Genomic DNA, 15,531 nt, shown 5'->3' with positions numbered 1-15,531 from the left:
AAACTCTCCATAAAAGTGGTGAGTTGATTGCTCAACTGCTGGCGTTGATGTCTCCATCAACTTTCCAATTGCACAGAATGAACTGCGACTTTTTTTGTTACTATGAGATACCGTGTATCTCTTCGTACGCTTGGCTTTTGTTCAGTTTTCAAAGAACTTGTTTATCACTGTTGACTGCGACTTTTCTATACTAACAAATCATTTTCAACTTGTCAATAATTATTTTTCTTAAGCCGTTTCGTTCTTGGCGACAAGAAATAATATACCATCCTGACGTAATGAATGCAACACCTTTTTGAAAATAAACGTAAAAATATTGAGAAGTTTAAAATATACAAGTTCCCTCAGGGGGTTTGCACCCCCTGAGGGAACTTGCCATCCATTGATTTATCCTTATCCCTGCTCTTTATTTCTCATCTGCGGGAATAATAAAACATCACGAATTGATGGAGAATTGGTTAACAGCATGACCACTCGATCAATTCCAATTCCTAACCCACCCGTTGGAGGCATCCCGTACTCAAGCGCCTCAATGAAATCATCATCCATCATATGGGCTTCATCGTCACCTTGTTCACGTTCTACTAACTGTTGCTCAAAACGCGCGCGCTGATCGATTGGATCATTTAACTCAGTAAATGCATTTGCATGCTCTCTACCTACGATAAATAATTCAAAACGGTCTGTAAATCTCTCGTCCTCTGGATTTTTCTTTGCAAGAGGAGAGATCGCTAAAGGATGTCCATAAATAAAGGTCGGCTGAATAAGCGTCTCTTCTACAAAGTGCTCAAAGAATTCATTAACAACATGTCCATAACTCATCGTTTCTTTTACTGGCACCTTATGTTCTTTAGCAAGCGCACGAGCTTCCTCATCCGTCATTTGCTGCCAGAAATCCACGCCTGTTTGTTCTTTTATAGCGTCTACCATATGAACTCTTCTCCACTCAGGAGTTAGATCCACCTCATACTCTCCATACTGAACCACTTTTGAACCGAGAACTTCCTCTGCAATATGAGAGATCAATCCTTCAGTTAACGCCATGATATCCTTATAATCTGCATAAGCCTCATACAGCTCAATCATCGTAAACTCAGGATTGTGACGAGTGGATACTCCTTCGTTTCTAAAGACACGACCAATCTCATAAACCTTTTCTAGACCACCAACAATTAATCTCTTAAGATGTAACTCAATAGCGATGCGCATATATAACGTCATATCTAATGTGTTGTGATGAGTAATGAAAGGTTTAGCAGAGGCTCCACCCGCTATAGAGTGCATCATAGGTGTTTCAACCTCTAGGTACCCACTCGCATCTAAATAACGACGCATAGACTGCAAGATGCGGCTACGTACAATAAAGGTGTTTCGAACATCCGGCGTTACAATTAAATCAACATACCGTTGACGATAACGTTGTTCAACATCTTTTAATCCGTGAAACTTATCAGGTAGCGGACGAAGCGATTTGCTTAATAGCTTCAAATCAGAGACTTTAAGCGAAAGCTCTCCTACATTTGTTTTAAATGCCGTTCCAGATATACCAATTATGTCACCTATGTCTAATGAGTTAAATAATGCATATTGTTCTTCACCGATCGCATCTTTACGTACATAGATCTGAATTTGCCCTGTTAAATCCTGAATATGAGCAAAGCCCGCTTTTCCTTTTCCACGCTTGGTCATAATTCGTCCTGCAAGAACAGCTGGTGCTTCCTTCTCTCCAAGCTCTTCCTTTGTAAAAGCATCAAACTCTTCTACCATTGAAGTAGACGAGTGTGTTCTTTCAAATTTTTGACCGAATGCATCTATACCTTGATCCACTAACTGCTTTAACTTGTCACGCCTAACCGCCAATAGATCATGTAACTCTAACTCTTCACTCATTCCACATTCATCTCCTATGTTTATGGCAGGCATTTACTACTAGCCTGTACCCTTTTTCGCAACCTCAATCATCTCAACAACATTAATTTTTACTTACGGACGCAATTCCTCAATTGATATATTTAAGAAAGATGCGATGTGACTGACCAACTGTTCATCTGGACACCTTGTATCACGTTCAATCTCGCCAAGAACCGAAACAGATACACCAATTGCTTTTGCAAAGCTTTCCTGTGTGTATCCTTTTAGTTTGCGATATGCACGAATACGCCTGCCCCAGTTTAAGGTTTCCACTCACTTACACCCTCTTTATCCTTTAATTGCTTATGGACATCCTTAATAGATAAGTCCAATGAATGTATAAATAGATCTGGCGCAACCTCCATAAGAGGCACAATGACAAAGGCTCTCTGCCACATTCTCGGGTGAGGGATCTCTAACCTCTCTACCTTCATATTTTCTTGATCGTAAAGGAGAATGTCAAGATCTATTGTTCTTGGTCCCCACTTAATGTCACGCTTTCTGCCCAAATGATTCTCAATATGCTGCGTTTCCGAGAGAAGTTCTAGAGGCTCAAGCTTTGTCTGGATACAAACCACAAGATTCAAAAAGGAAGGTTGATCAACATAACCTACCGGATCAGTCTCATAAACGGATGAGATATCAGTCACGTCGATCTCTTTTACAGCACGCAGCCGTTCAATCGCCTCTTGAATAAATGCATATCGGTTCTCCATATTTGAACCAAGTGAAATAAACACCTTAGCCATTTTTCACCTTAGATCTTGTGATCTCTACTGAAACAGAATCATAGTGCCCTGGTATAGGAGGATCGGGTTTAATCAATACAACCGTACATTGTTGTAGAATGGAATAGGCAGTAAGCAATTCAGTAGTAATCTGCTCAGCTACTGCTTCTAACAATTTCTTAGGTTCACCTTCAACAATTTTTTGAACACGCGAAAATACATCACCGTAATCAATCGATTTTGTTAGATCATCCGTAGCAGCCGCTTCTGCCAGGTCAACCTCCAATGTTATATCGACATTAAAGCGCTGACCAAGTCGATTCTCTTCAGCAAATACACCATGATACCCATAGAACTTCATATTAGTTAATCGTATCTTATCCATCCGTTTTACTGCCCCTTTCCAAGCAAGGCATCCATCATTTTCGCCATACGGCTCATCGCCTTCACATCATGCACTCTAATAATTCCTGCACCTTTGGCCATTCCTAAACAGTTAGCTGCTCCAGTGCCTTCCAAACGATCTTCCACAGGTAAGTCCAATGCCTTTGAGATAAAGGACTTCCTAGATACGCCTAGTAAAACTGGATATCCAAGCGCAACCAGCTCATCAAGTCTTCGAATGACCTCTAGGTTTTGTTCGTACGATTTTACAAAGCCAACACCTGGGTCCAGAATGATTTGCTCATCTGTAACCCCCGCTTTTTTGCAAAGTGATATACTCTCTTTCAGATCGGACTTAACTTCCTCAATGAAGTCGATATATTCTCTATTATCTCGATTATGCATGAGGACGATCGTTGCACCGTTTTGAGCCGCAATCTTCGCCATATTTGGATCCGCCTTAGCACCCCAAACATCATTTATAATAGAAGCGCCTGCTTGAAGCGCACGTTCAGCTACCTCTGCCTTATACGTGTCGATTGATAGCGGAACATCCACTTCCTGAACTAAAGCTTCAATCACAGGAATCACACGCTCCAACTCTTCTTCTTTACTAACCTTGTCTGCTCCAGGCCTTGTTGATTCCCCGCCAATATCAATAATATCAGCACCATCGGCAATCATCTCTTTAGCGTGGCTGACAGCCAAATCAACTTGATTGTAACACCCTCCATCTGAAAATGAATCAGGCGTCATATTTAATATCCCCATTATTTGAGTTGCTTGGTGGTCATGAGGATGACCAGCTTGTCCATCAGCCATACACGGTACACTCCTATATCTCAATACTCCAACGCTTGGTTGTCTCCATCTCAAACGATTCTTTGAGCATGTTAATAATTGTACTTTCCTTAGCATACGCTGTCCCAGCACAGCTTTCCACCCGAACAACTTCTTGTATTGAATTTGTCAAAAAAACTTCATCTGCTTCAAGCAAACTAGTGACGGCAAATAACCCCTCCACTAATGGGATGTGTTTTTGTTGTAAGATCGACCTTACATACTTTCGTGTGACTCCATCTAGAATACCCGTCTCAATAGATGGCGTATACACCACTCCGTCTTTTATCCAAAAAACATTGGAGACAATTCCTTCTGCCACCCATCCTTCTTTAGTAAGAAAGATACCTTCCATGTTCGGCGAGTTACCTAGCTCTCTTTTAGCGAGGACATTGTTTAAGTAGTGATGAGACTTTAAACGTCTATCACCCTCAGGTGTATTCCTTGCACGGTTCAAAACGACAATCTCTTTGTCGGTCACGATACTAGGAAGAGGTTTCATTAAAACAGAGACAGTCGGTTGCTCATAGATCCCAGTATACAATCCAAGTTCCTTTGAGCCTGCCGACACATTCCACCTTACATAAGCATCCTCGTATTCATTTAACCTTAGAAGCTGATTAAGTATCTCTGTTGCCTCCCCCCTAGAAATGGAGTAATCGATACCTAATTCATCTAGTCCATGCTGCATACGTTGAAAATGGTCATCCAATAAAAAAGGATGACCGTTATATATACGAAAGGTCTCAAATAACCCAAGGCCATATAAATATCCATGGTCCATAATTGATATTGTGGCCTCTGACTGGTCGATAAACCTACCATTTAGATAGATGAACATTTCTGACTCCCTGAATGAGCATCAATGAAATTCTTCAAAAGTCGCTTCCCGTCCCCCGTCATAATCGACTCAGGGTGGAACTGCACACCTTCGATTGGCAAGTCTTTATGACGTATCGCCATAATTTCACCCTCTTCTGTTTCCGCGGAGATAACAAAACAATCAGGCAACGTTTCTCTTTTCACAATAAGTGAATGGTATCTAGTCGCTGTCATCGGTGTTGGCAGTCCACTAAAGATCGTCTCACCATTATGGTTGATCTCTGAAGTTTTTCCATGCATCAATCGTTCAGCACGAATGACATCTCCTCCGAATACTTGGGCAATAGATTGGTGCCCAAGACAAACCCCAAAAATCGGAATCTTACCAGAAAAATAGCGAATGGCTTCCATACTAATGCCCGCCTCATTTGGACTACAAGGCCCTGGAGAAATCATTAGAATAGAGGGAGCCAACTGTTCTATTTCCTCAATCGTTATTTGGTCATTTCTTTTCACTACAAGCTCTTGCCCCATCTCACCTAAGTACTGAACAAGGTTGTACGTAAATGAATCATAGTTATCAATCATCAGAATCATGTTCTTTTCCTCCTCAGCTCGTCTGTGTTTCCGTCTTACACTCATCTTCACTCAACTCTAGCGCACGCCAAAGTGCACGCGCCTTCTTAAATGATTCCTTATATTCTTGGTATGGATTTGAATCAATCACTATACCCGCACCCGCTTGCACATGTGCAAGCTCATCATAGCAGATCATTGTACGAATTGTAATGTTAAGCTCCATATCTCCATGATACCCAATCCAGCCAATCGCGCCTGTGTAGATCCCTCGTCGAACGCGTTCCAACTCTTCAATAATCTCCATCGTCCGAACTTTAGGTGCACCCGTTATGGTCCCTCCAGGAAAAACTGCGCGGATGACATCATGAACAGAGTTTCCCTCAGCAAGTTCGCCAATGACATTAGAAACGAGATGCATCACGTGCGAATATCGTTCAATAACCATCAGTTCATCTACCTCTACAGAACCATAACTAGACACTCTGCCTAGGTCATTTCGCTCCAAGTCAACAAGCATCACGTGCTCAGCCCGCTCTTTTTCATTCGCAAAGAGGGAGTCTGCCAGTTGTTGATCTTCTTCCTCAGTTGCTCCGCGAGACCGGGTACCTGCAATCGGTCTTGTACTTAAACGATTCCCTTGCTTCTTGACCAACAATTCTGGAGATGCGCTGACCAACTGAAAATCAGGTGTCTGCAGATAACTCATATAAGGTGAAGGGTTAAACTCTCTCAACTTCTCATAAACATGTAAAGGTTCAACCGTTAACGGCTTTGACTCACGTAAAGACAAGTTAACCTGAAAAACATCGCCTTCTGCAATATAGGATTGAATCTTGTTAACCGCGTGAACAAATTCTTCTTCTGTCATGCTAACATGGTTTTTCTTACCTGCATTAGACGTTGAATCAGCCTGTTTGTTCTTCCATTCCGTCTGAACCGAATCCTTCAGCCACTCAGCATGATACTTCTCTAGTCGCTCAAGAAGAGATTCTTCCTCGTCCATTGAACCGTTCACACTCACATGCATCAGCTCTGTTTGATGATCATAAACAAAGACATCTTCAAACAGCATCAAATACACGTGGGGCAAAGGAAGATCCTCCTCAGCTTTAGATGGAAGCTGTTCAATCTCCCGAACCACATCGTAGCTGAAATAACCGATCGCTCCGCCTTTAAATGGGATAGCACCTGTAGCTTCACCTGCTTCTTCGATCATAAGTGGCTCCATCGCAAGTTCAACACTTTTGAGCAAAGGTCCATTCCATACTTGAGTGTCCGAACCGATTGTGAGAGTTAGTGTTTGGTTGTGCCCTTCTATCACCGCAAACGGATCGAGACCCATCATACTAAAACGGCCTCCTCGACCACTTTCCAAAAGAACATGCCTCTGGCTATGCACTGCGAGCGACTTATATCGGTTAAACCATTCATTCTCTTGAAGAGAAAACGATTTTGTCCGTGTGATTCTAGATGCCAATTTATTTAGACCAGACATAACGCCTTCTCCTTCTTTCACCTGTCAGATATGGCTTCTATTTTACATGACATCGAACCATAAGAAAAGACAGTCCCTACTAAACAGGACTGTCTTCTTATACTAATACTTATTCTTCTTCGAATTGATATAGAGCTGTACTTAAATATCTCTCACCGTTTGAAGGGATAATAGCCACGACCTTTTTACCTGGTCCAAGCTTCTCAGCCACTTCAAGTGCAGCGTAGATAGCGGCTCCAGAAGAGATTCCTCCAAGAATTCCTTCTTCTCTCGCTGCCTTACGAGCATATTCGAACGATTGCTCTGTCGAAACTTGAATGACTTCATCATAGATCTCTTGATTCAAAATCTTCGGCACAAATCCAGGACCAATTCCTTGAATCTTATGCGGGCCAGGTTTCCCTCCAGAAAGGACAGGAGAATCCTTTGGCTCTACCGCTACAATTTTCAAGTCAGGGAAGTGCTCTTTTAAGAAACCACCTGCACCTGTAATCGTACCACCTGTTCCAATACCTGATACAAATGCATCCAGTTGACCATCTACCTGCTCTAGCAACTCTTTCCCTGTTGTGTTGCGGTGAATAGCAGGGTTCGCTTCATTCTCGAATTGTTGAGGCATAAAGTATCCATGCTCATTAGCAAGCTCCGTTGCTTTGCGAATAGCTCCACCCATACCCTCAGGACCAGGAGTTAGGACTACTTCTGCACCGTAAGCACGTAGAAGGTTACGTCGCTCTAAGCTCATTGTTTCAGGCATAACAAGAATTGCCTTAAAACCTTTAGCTGCAGCGACCATCGCTAAACCAATTCCCGTATTCCCACTTGTCGGTTCAACAAATGAGTCACCAGGGGCAATTTTACCGGCTTCTTCAGCTGCTTCAAGCATCGCTAGACCAATCCGGTCTTTAACACTACTTCCTGGATTGTAGTACTCCAGCTTTAGGTAAATGTCAGCGTGCTTATCACTCGTTAACCTGTTTAATTTCACTAATGGCGTATTTCCAATTAAATCGAGTACAGAATTTACAGCAGTCATAATGCGCCTCCTTAATTCCTAGTAATTTTATTGGTTTTATAATCCCGATATTATCAGAACTTTCACCATAAGTCAATGAATCTACTAATGAAAAAGAAGTATTTTACATTTATTAAACTGCTTGCTCTTTTAATTCAGCTAAATCTTCAACTGAAAATTGATACGCCTCATTACAGAAGTGACAAACCGTCTCTGCTCCGCCGTCTTCTTCGATCATAGCTTCGATTTCAGGTTGACCTAAACTAATGATCGCTTTAGCAATCCGCTCCTTAGAGCATTTACATTTGAACTCTATCGGTGACGTTTCAAGAATCGTTACTGCCTCTTCCCCTAATACAGAGTAAAGGATTTCTTCAGGAGGCATACCTAGGTCAACAAGCTTAGAAATTGGCGGAATGCTGGAGAGACGCTTCTCAATTTCTGATATAACCTCATCATCTGCCCCCGGCATAAGTTGTAAGATAAAACCACCGGCCGCTTTAATTGTATTATCAGGATTAACAAGAACCCCCACACCAACAGAAGAAGGTGTTTGTTCAGAGTTGGCAAAGTAATACGTGAAATCATCGCCAATCTCTCCAGAAACAATAGGGATACTGCCTGTAAATGGTTCTCTCATTCCAAGATCTTTAACAACAGATAACGGACCATCTGTTCCAACAGCTCGAGCCACATCTAATTTCCCGTTATCATTTAATTCAAAGTGTACTTGTGGATTTGTAACGTATCCTCTTGTTTCTCCTTTTGCATTACTGTCCGCAACAATTGAACCAATTGGACCTCCGCCTTCTACTTTTACGGTGAGCTTCTCCTCACCTTTAAGCATCATACCCATCATTGAACTGGCCATCATTGTGCGACCAAGCGCAGCAGATGCAGTTGGCCAAGTACCTTGCCTTCTTACAGCCTCGTTCACCATGTCAGTTGCAACTAAAGCATACGCGCGTACTTTTCCATCAAAAGCTGTTGATTTTACGATATAATCTTTCATTTATCCCACTCCACTCTAGGTGTTTTTTTCATAAATTGCTTTAAGACCTTTTAACGTTAAAAAGGGATCAACTACATCTATTACCTGGGTCTCGGGCGCAAGAAGCGAAGCCAGTCCTCCAGTCGCAACCACAATCGGTTTTTTTGAAGGTTTTGCTTCTTTCTGTATCCGCGAAATAATTCCTTCTACTTGCCCAATGTACCCATAAAATGTTCCTGCTTGCATAGCATGAATCGTATTTTTGCCAAGTACCTGCTTCGGTTTCGCTAGCTCAATCTTTGGTAGCTTGGAGGCTTTAAGATAAAGTGCCTCTGTTGCAACAGCCATTCCTGGAGCTATAGCCCCTCCTACATATTGTTCCTTTTCATTAATGTAACAATACGTAGTAGCTGTTCCAAAATCAACAATAATGACAGGTGAACCATAATGAGTTAGTGCTCCTACAGCATTGGCAATGCGATCAGACCCAACCTCACGAGGATTTTCATAAAGAATATTCAATCCTGTTTTTACTCCCGGTCCAATGACAAGCGCCTTTTGACCAAGATACATTCTGCACATCTGCTCTAATGTATGCATGATTGGTGGCACAACTGACGAAATAATAATGCCCTTAATATTGGAAAATGCTATCTTTTCACCTGCAAACATAGACTGTATAAGCACTGCATATTCATCACTCGTTTTTTGCCTATCTGTGGCAATCCGCCAAGAGCGAATACATTCATCATCCTGATAGACACCAATTACTATGGTTGAATTCCCAACATCCATGACAAGAATCAAACTCATTCACCATCCCAGCCTAAGGTCGTATTCATTATGATTGCAAAAAGGTCGTTTGGCAAAATTTTTGCCTACCAAGAAAAAGAAGATACCCGGATGGGCACCTTCTCTCCTTTGAAGAATTAACGTCTGTCTATATCTTGGTCTCCACCCTCAGCTGGTGGTTCGTTCTCACCTTGCTCGAGATTAGTGGTTTCCTCATATGGTGTACCTTGAGGTGGATCCTCTTGCTTGCCATTAATATTCACTTTCACATCTGAATCCTTAGGCTTGTTGCCATGGTGATTCTCAGGAAGCTTCCCTTCATTAACCAATGAAAGAATTTGTTCAGCATCCAATGTTTCTAGTTCAATTAATGATTCTGCAACACGATCTAGAGATTCTTTATTCTCGGTAAGGATTTTCTTACAAATTTCATAAGCATCCTTAATGATTTTTTGAACTTCCAAATCGATTTCGTGTGCAATTGCATCACTGTAATTCTGTTCATTCTGAATGTCACGACCTAAGAAGACCTGACCTCCAGAACTTTGACCAAATTGCATCGGACCAAGTTTTTCACTCATTCCGTATTCAGTCACCATCTTACGAGCAATACCTGTAGCACGTTGGAAATCGTTATGAGCGCCTGTACTTACTTCTCCGAATTGAATCTCTTCAGCCACACGGCCTCCAAGTAATCCAACAATCTTATCAATAAGCTCAGGTTTCGTCATAAAGTAACGATCTTCTTTCGGAAGCATCATAGCGTAACCGCCTGCCATACCACGAGGGACAATGGTTACCTTATGAACAATGTCAGCACCCTCAAGTTTTACACCAACAACCGTATGACCTGCTTCATGCCAAGCAACAATGTTTTTCTCTTTAGGAGAAATAACACGGCTTTTCTTAGCAGGACCTGCAATAACACGGTCAATCGCTTCTTCAACATGAGACATTCCAATCTTAGTATTATCATCTCTGGCTGCAACTAGTGCTGCTTCATTTAGAAGGTTTTCTAAATCTGCTCCAGAGAAACCAGGTGTTCTTGTTGCAATCACATCCAGCTTCACGTCATCAGCCAAAGGTTTATTCTGTGCGTGTACTTGAAGTACATGCTCACGACCCTTAACATCCGGACGATTTACTTGAATCTGACGGTCAAAACGTCCCGGACGAAGTAAAGCCGGATCAAGAACATCAGAACGGTTCGTTGCAGCAATAATAATAATTCCTTCATTTGAGCTAAAGCCGTCCATCTCAACAAGCAATTGGTTTAGTGTCTGCTCACGCTCATCGTGACCACCACCAACACCAGCTCCACGCTGACGTCCTACAGCATCAATCTCATCAATGAAGATAATACACGGTGCATTTTTCTTTGCGTTCTCAAATAGATCACGTACTCGAGAAGCACCGACCCCAACAAACATCTCTACAAAGTCGGAACCACTGATAGAGAAGAATGGTACGCCTGCTTCACCTGAAACAGCACGTGCTAAAAGAGTTTTACCTGTACCTGGAGGTCCTACAAGAAGAACACCTTTAGGAATACGGGCACCGATAGCTGCGAATTTACGTGGATCTTTTAGGAATTCCACTACTTCAACTAGCTCGGCTTTTTCTTCATCTGCACCGGCCACGTCTTTAAACTTAGCCTTTTTCTTGTCGTCACTAACCAATTTCGCCTTACTTTTACCGAAGCTCATCATACGGTTTCCGCCGCCTTGAGCCTGGCTCATAAGGAAGATAAACAAGATAATGATAATCACAAACGGAATAAGTGATGTGAAAATAGCAACCCAGCTATTTGCTTCATCAGCAGGCTGAACCTCTAATTGACTTTGTGCTTGAGCTAAAAGCTCAGAAGTCTGCTCACTACGTAGGACATATGTTTCAAAAAACTCGTCCTTTGGAGCATCAACAAGTTGACCACGGACTAGATAAACATCCCGTTCAGGTTTTACACTGAATGATTCAATCGTACCTTGCTCTAAGCCCTCAGTGAATTCATTGTAATTAAGTTCTGTTACTTCACTTTGGTCATTATTTATAACACTAACAATACCAATTATCACCAAAAAGATAAGCAGATAAAAGACTGTATTTCTTAATACCCGGTGTTTCATTCTAGACCTCCTCCCACGTCCAATAAAGCTGCAATAATAGTATCATACTGGACTTTAAGTCCACAAATATTACCCCTCATAAATCTCAGGTTTTAATACGCCAATGTACGGAAGGTTTCGGTAACGCTCAGCGTAATCAAGTCCAAACCCTACAACAAACGCATCTGGCACAGTAAAACCACTTATGTCAGGGACTAGGTCTACCTTGCGACCATCTGGCTTATCTAAAAGTGTGACAACCTTGACGGATTTTGCTTTTCTATAATGGAATAGCTCAATTAAGTATTTAAGTGTAAGACCACTATCAATGATATCTTCTACAATTAAGACATCACGTCCTTCAACTGACGTATTCAAGTCTTTAATAATCTTCACTTCACCAGAGGACACCATTGAATTCCCGTAGCTTGATACATCCATAAAGTCAATCTCTAGATGTACATCCACATGCTTAATGAGTTCTGCCATAAAAGGCAACGCTCCTTTTAATACACCAACAAATAACGGGAACGCTTCTTTATAGTGTTCCGAAATTTCGCCACCTAATTCACGAGCTTTATTCTGAATTTCTTCTTCTGAAATCAATATCTCTTTCAATTCATCTCTCATCAAAGGTTAAAGACCCTCCTATTTAATACGGTTACTGGAATTCAAGCAAGCGTTTAGTATCTCCATAAAACGTTAACTCTACAATATTTTTTGTAGAGCTTGTTACTTTTGCTAAACGAGACCTTTGTAAAAGCGGAACCCAAATTATTTGTTCATGTGAATCAACAACAACCGGCCACTCGGAACGTAATGACCTTGGTACTTTTCGATCGATAAACAGCCTATTTAGCTTTTTAGTCCCTGCCATACCCAAAGCCGCTATCCGATCACCCGAGCAACTAGCCCGAACGGTTAAAGGTAGCTTCAATTCATCCCCATCTAATTGAATATGTGGGTCATGATTTTGCTTTGTTTCCTGCTCTACCCAATTTGCTGAAACTTCTCCCAAGTGAAGAACCACTTTACCTGGTATATCAAGCATCAAAGGGGGCTGTTCCTTAACATTAGACGGAACCAGCAAAAAATGACAGTGATCATACTCTCGAAGAAGCTTTGCTCCATTTGCTAATTCTAAAGATGCTGATGGATTCTCAGCACGTAGCATTGTTATCGTTTGCTCAATATGTACAGACGTAATACGGGCAGACTCGTTGTAAAGATAATTTAATATTAGATGAATCACTCTTCTTTGTAAAGGGAGCGCCACTGAGAGAAATTGATCTCTTGAAATTGTAACGATTTGTTCACTTTTTTTTATCAATATTTGACTCAACTGTTCTTCTGCTAGACTAAAAAGAAAAGCCTGATCCTCTGACTGCCACTCGTGGTATCGCTGGATATGCTTAAATAACATTGGATTTTCATGAGTGACAAACGGCAGAACCGTCTCGCGAAATCGGTTACGAGTATATACGGTAGATGTATTGCTTGAATCTAAAGCATATTGTATACCATAGTTTACACAATATTGTAGAATGTCAGCCTTCGTCACACCTAACAATGGTCGAATCAATGGAACATCGCCAATCATACGTGAGGCTTCGATTCCAGGTATTTGCAGTGCATTTGCGCTACGTACGAGCTTCATAAATACTGTCTCAATTTGGTCATCTCCATGGTGAGCGACCGCCAGACAATTCCCATTTACTCTCTTTAAGATATCCAATAGCGCTTGGTATCTAAGCTCTCTAGCTGCAACAGAAGACCCCATCTGGTTTCGTTTCGCATATCCTTTAACATCCACTGCCGCGAACTCACATGGTATCCCCTCTTTTAAGCAAAAATCCCTTACAAGCTCTTCATCTCTGTTTGACTCATCGCCTCTTAGTTGATGATTGATGTGAGCCGCAGTGATATGAATGCCATAATGCCGTCTTTCCTGCCACAGGAAATGCAGCAACGCCATCGAATCAGGTCCTCCCGAAACCGCAATTACGACATGTTGGCCCTTAGAAAGCATATTTGTATGCTTAATAAATGCACGGACAGCTACCTCCACTTCAAAACGACTCCTTTTATTCTTTCCATTTGGACTAATCTCATAATTAGTTTCTTATTTATTATAGCGCGTTTTACGTGAAACATGTCCATTTTGCAAAAGAAAAAAGGCCCTCAAAAATCCGGACCATTACATCGTCGAGACAAACAAATATAATAGGCAACCGATAACGACTAAAGATCCACTTAGAATGATTTCTACCTTATAGCCTACTTGGCGCTTTTGTTTTTGTTTAGATGTTTTTTTACGCGCTCGTGGTTGGAAATCTGTTTGAGCGTTCCGTTGCATGGTGAGGGTTAAGTCCTTTTTCATGGTGGATGCACTTGGATAGTTCCCTTGAAGAGCCTTTATAAGAACAGTTTCGTATGTTTTTAATAGTGGATGCCCTTTGATACACATTTTTAATTGCTGTATCGGCTGACCTGATTTTTTGTCAAATCGATTAGGGTACGCACAGTTTATCATAATCATTGCTACTGAAAACAAATCATAAGAGGGCTCTGCTTTTCGTGACCCCATTGTCCAATATCCTCTATCATAAAACTCCGTGTATTCTTTAATCGACCTTCCAAGTATCGTTGTTCCACCTACATCTAGCCAACGAACTCTTGAAGGGGGGCCAGTTACAAGTAAATTATCTGGTTTCAGATCGCCAAAGACCCAGCCTTCTTTGTGAAGCTTTTCTAGATCACCAAGCAACTGCAAACTAATCAGTCCAAGCCACTCTGGACCCTTTCCCCTCATAAAAGGAATCAAAGCTTCTCCTTTTATATATTCCATCGCATAAAAGGGAAACACTTGTTGCACCATAACAAAATCATCTACATCAAGAAGTTTCGGTCCCAGTGCTACACCTTGTTTTTCAGAGAACTTCCGTAAGACGTTCACCTCGGTTGTAATCGCCATACTATCTATTCCCACTTTAATTGCTACTAAACCACCATTTGATTGACAGAGGTAAACCGAACCCGTCGCTCCTTCTCCAAGCATACGTATTACTGTGTACGATTTCGTATGCCACTTTCCTTTTATCCTACTTCCAATAGGGATCTTAATCTGCGATTTCGTCGAATAGCTGTTCCTCATTATTCAGCAAGCTCCTTCTCGAACCTTTTTGATCAAAGATACGAACAGCTGCTTGAATCGCTGGTCCCGTTGGAGTTGTCCCACCCGGTGATAATTTTTGAAAGACACTTGTTAGACTACTCAATTTCGGTGTCCACTCTAATAAGCGATCAACCTCACGTCTTTTCCCAGGAAATGAATACAAAGCAAATCGATTTTCACCTACTCTAGACGTTAGGCTGATTGATAAGTCGGTTAAGGCTTCTTGTACCATTGGAAGCTTATCCTTCATGCTAGCGCTCGTATCCACCAAAATAAGAACCTCTAATGAGATGGTTTCACCCAAATCATCTACAACCTCCATCACCTGACCTCTCTTCTCTGGTGATAAGTCCTCGAGTTCCTGACCTTTGCCCAATATATCTTGTAATTCTTTATTCACTACACCATGTAAGGTTTGAGTCATCGCTTTTCTAGTTACCATTTGTACCGTCTTAGCCAATTGCTTAGCGTAAACAATCTGGCTAACGCCGCCCCCTGCCAGCGCAATGGCCTCGACCTCTTGAATGCCTTGTTCATTAAGTGAATCGCCATCAACTATGCCAATCACATTTAGGGTAATGCCTTGTTCTTTTCCGATTGCAGCCATTGCAATAGGATCCTCTCCCTGATTAGAATGACCATCCGTAATTAAGAGTATTTGTTTAAGTGTACCTTTCATTCTCTGATCCCTCCA

General features: G+C 41.6%; 16 protein-coding genes. All 16 read right to left on the bottom strand.

Going from position 1 to position 15,531, the window contains the following annotated elements; translation table 11 throughout:
* Positions 1 to 393: 393 nt before the first annotated feature.
* A complete protein-coding gene (lysS, locus tag J2S05_RS19860; RefSeq protein ID WP_306985950.1) occupies positions 394 to 1,890 on the bottom strand; it encodes a lysine--tRNA ligase in 1,497 nt (498 codons plus the stop codon).
* 93 nt (positions 1,891 to 1,983) lie between these two features.
* Complete coding sequence (locus J2S05_RS19855) at positions 1,984 to 2,184, bottom strand: helix-turn-helix domain-containing protein (protein WP_306985948.1); 201 nt, start codon at positions 2,182 to 2,184, stop codon at positions 1,984 to 1,986.
* Entirely contained in the window at positions 2,172 to 2,660 is a 489-nt protein-coding gene (folK, locus tag J2S05_RS19850) for a 2-amino-4-hydroxy-6-hydroxymethyldihydropteridine diphosphokinase (protein ID WP_306985947.1), read from the bottom strand. Before folK ends, J2S05_RS19855 begins: the two co-directional genes overlap by 13 nt.
* Positions 2,653 to 3,024 (bottom strand): dihydroneopterin aldolase, encoded by a 372-nt coding sequence (folB, locus tag J2S05_RS19845; RefSeq protein ID WP_306985945.1) that lies wholly within the window; start codon positions 3,022 to 3,024, stop codon positions 2,653 to 2,655. The genes folK and folB overlap by 8 nt, the downstream gene beginning before the upstream one ends.
* Before the next feature lie 5 nt (positions 3,025 to 3,029).
* Positions 3,030 to 3,845: a dihydropteroate synthase gene (gene folP, locus J2S05_RS19840; RefSeq protein WP_306985943.1), complete on the bottom strand. Its 816-nt coding sequence runs from the start codon at positions 3,843 to 3,845 to the stop codon at positions 3,030 to 3,032.
* A 13-nt stretch (positions 3,846 to 3,858) separates the two neighbouring features.
* Positions 3,859 to 4,704, bottom strand: a complete 846-nt coding sequence (pabC, locus tag J2S05_RS19835; protein ID WP_306985941.1) for an aminodeoxychorismate lyase — start codon at positions 4,702 to 4,704, stop codon at positions 3,859 to 3,861.
* The gene (gene pabA / locus J2S05_RS19830; RefSeq protein WP_306985939.1) at positions 4,689 to 5,282 is read right to left on the bottom strand and encodes an aminodeoxychorismate/anthranilate synthase component II; all 594 of its coding nucleotides are present in this window, start codon (positions 5,280 to 5,282) and stop codon (positions 4,689 to 4,691) included. The genes pabC and pabA overlap by 16 nt, the downstream gene beginning before the upstream one ends.
* A gap of 13 nt (positions 5,283 to 5,295) precedes the next feature.
* The gene (gene pabB, locus J2S05_RS19825) at positions 5,296 to 6,759 is read right to left on the bottom strand and encodes an aminodeoxychorismate synthase, component I (protein WP_306985937.1); all 1,464 of its coding nucleotides are present in this window, start codon (positions 6,757 to 6,759) and stop codon (positions 5,296 to 5,298) included.
* A gap of 109 nt (positions 6,760 to 6,868) precedes the next feature.
* Positions 6,869 to 7,795, bottom strand: a complete 927-nt coding sequence (cysK, locus tag J2S05_RS19820; RefSeq protein ID WP_306985935.1) for a cysteine synthase A — start codon at positions 7,793 to 7,795, stop codon at positions 6,869 to 6,871.
* A gap of 112 nt (positions 7,796 to 7,907) precedes the next feature.
* Positions 7,908 to 8,786, bottom strand: coding sequence for an Hsp33 family molecular chaperone HslO (gene hslO / locus J2S05_RS19815; protein ID WP_306985933.1), 879 nt, complete (start codon positions 8,784 to 8,786; stop codon positions 7,908 to 7,910).
* A gap of 15 nt (positions 8,787 to 8,801) precedes the next feature.
* The gene (locus J2S05_RS19810) at positions 8,802 to 9,572 is read right to left on the bottom strand and encodes a type III pantothenate kinase (protein WP_306985958.1); all 771 of its coding nucleotides are present in this window, start codon (positions 9,570 to 9,572) and stop codon (positions 8,802 to 8,804) included.
* Positions 9,573 to 9,694: 122 nt separating this feature from the next.
* A complete protein-coding gene (ftsH, locus tag J2S05_RS19805; protein WP_306985931.1) occupies positions 9,695 to 11,683 on the bottom strand; it encodes an ATP-dependent zinc metalloprotease FtsH in 1,989 nt (662 codons plus the stop codon).
* A 69-nt stretch (positions 11,684 to 11,752) separates the two neighbouring features.
* A complete protein-coding gene (gene hpt, locus J2S05_RS19800) occupies positions 11,753 to 12,292 on the bottom strand; it encodes a hypoxanthine phosphoribosyltransferase (protein WP_306985929.1) in 540 nt (179 codons plus the stop codon).
* Between the two features lie 31 nt (positions 12,293 to 12,323).
* Positions 12,324 to 13,730, bottom strand: coding sequence for a tRNA lysidine(34) synthetase TilS (gene tilS / locus J2S05_RS19795; RefSeq protein ID WP_306985928.1), 1,407 nt, complete (start codon positions 13,728 to 13,730; stop codon positions 12,324 to 12,326).
* A 129-nt stretch (positions 13,731 to 13,859) separates the two neighbouring features.
* Positions 13,860 to 14,816 carry a protein kinase domain-containing protein gene (locus J2S05_RS19790; RefSeq protein ID WP_306985926.1) on the bottom strand — a complete coding sequence of 319 codons (957 nt, stop codon included), beginning with the start codon at positions 14,814 to 14,816 and terminating at the stop codon, positions 13,860 to 13,862.
* Positions 14,782 to 15,516: a VWA domain-containing protein gene (locus tag J2S05_RS19785; protein ID WP_306985924.1), complete on the bottom strand. Its 735-nt coding sequence runs from the start codon at positions 15,514 to 15,516 to the stop codon at positions 14,782 to 14,784. The genes J2S05_RS19790 and J2S05_RS19785 overlap by 35 nt, the downstream gene beginning before the upstream one ends.
* Positions 15,517 to 15,531: the final 15 nt, after the last annotated feature.

The sequence above is a fragment of the Alkalicoccobacillus murimartini genome (assembly GCF_030813245.1).
Classification (GTDB): Bacteria; Bacillota; Bacilli; order Bacillales; family Bacillaceae_D; genus Alkalicoccobacillus; species Alkalicoccobacillus murimartini.
Note: the sequence above shows the minus strand (reverse complement) of the source record. Positions and strands in the feature narration are given on the sequence as shown.

Coding starts and splice junctions, on each gene's coding strand:
- lysS (WP_306985950.1), bottom strand. CDS start 1,890: ATGAGTGAAGAGTTAGAGTTACATGATCTATTGGCGGTTAGGCGTGAC.
- folK (WP_306985947.1), bottom strand. CDS start 2,660: ATGGCTAAGGTGTTTATTTCACTTGGTTCAAATATGGAGAACCGATAT.
- folB (WP_306985945.1), bottom strand. CDS start 3,024: ATGGATAAGATACGATTAACTAATATGAAGTTCTATGGGTATCATGGT.
- folP (WP_306985943.1), bottom strand. CDS start 3,845: ATGGCTGATGGACAAGCTGGTCATCCTCATGACCACCAAGCAACTCAA.
- pabC (WP_306985941.1), bottom strand. CDS start 4,704: ATGTTCATCTATCTAAATGGTAGGTTTATCGACCAGTCAGAGGCCACA.
- pabA (WP_306985939.1), bottom strand. CDS start 5,282: ATGATTCTGATGATTGATAACTATGATTCATTTACGTACAACCTTGTT.
- pabB (WP_306985937.1), bottom strand. CDS start 6,759: ATGTCTGGTCTAAATAAATTGGCATCTAGAATCACACGGACAAAATCG.
- cysK (WP_306985935.1), bottom strand. CDS start 7,795: ATGACTGCTGTAAATTCTGTACTCGATTTAATTGGAAATACGCCATTA.
- hslO (WP_306985933.1), bottom strand. CDS start 8,786: ATGAAAGATTATATCGTAAAATCAACAGCTTTTGATGGAAAAGTACGC.
- ftsH (WP_306985931.1), bottom strand. CDS start 11,683: ATGAAACACCGGGTATTAAGAAATACAGTCTTTTATCTGCTTATCTTT.
- hpt (WP_306985929.1), bottom strand. CDS start 12,292: ATGAGAGATGAATTGAAAGAGATATTGATTTCAGAAGAAGAAATTCAG.
- J2S05_RS19790 (WP_306985926.1), bottom strand. CDS start 14,816: ATGAGGAACAGCTATTCGACGAAATCGCAGATTAAGATCCCTATTGGA.
- J2S05_RS19785 (WP_306985924.1), bottom strand. CDS start 15,516: ATGAAAGGTACACTTAAACAAATACTCTTAATTACGGATGGTCATTCT.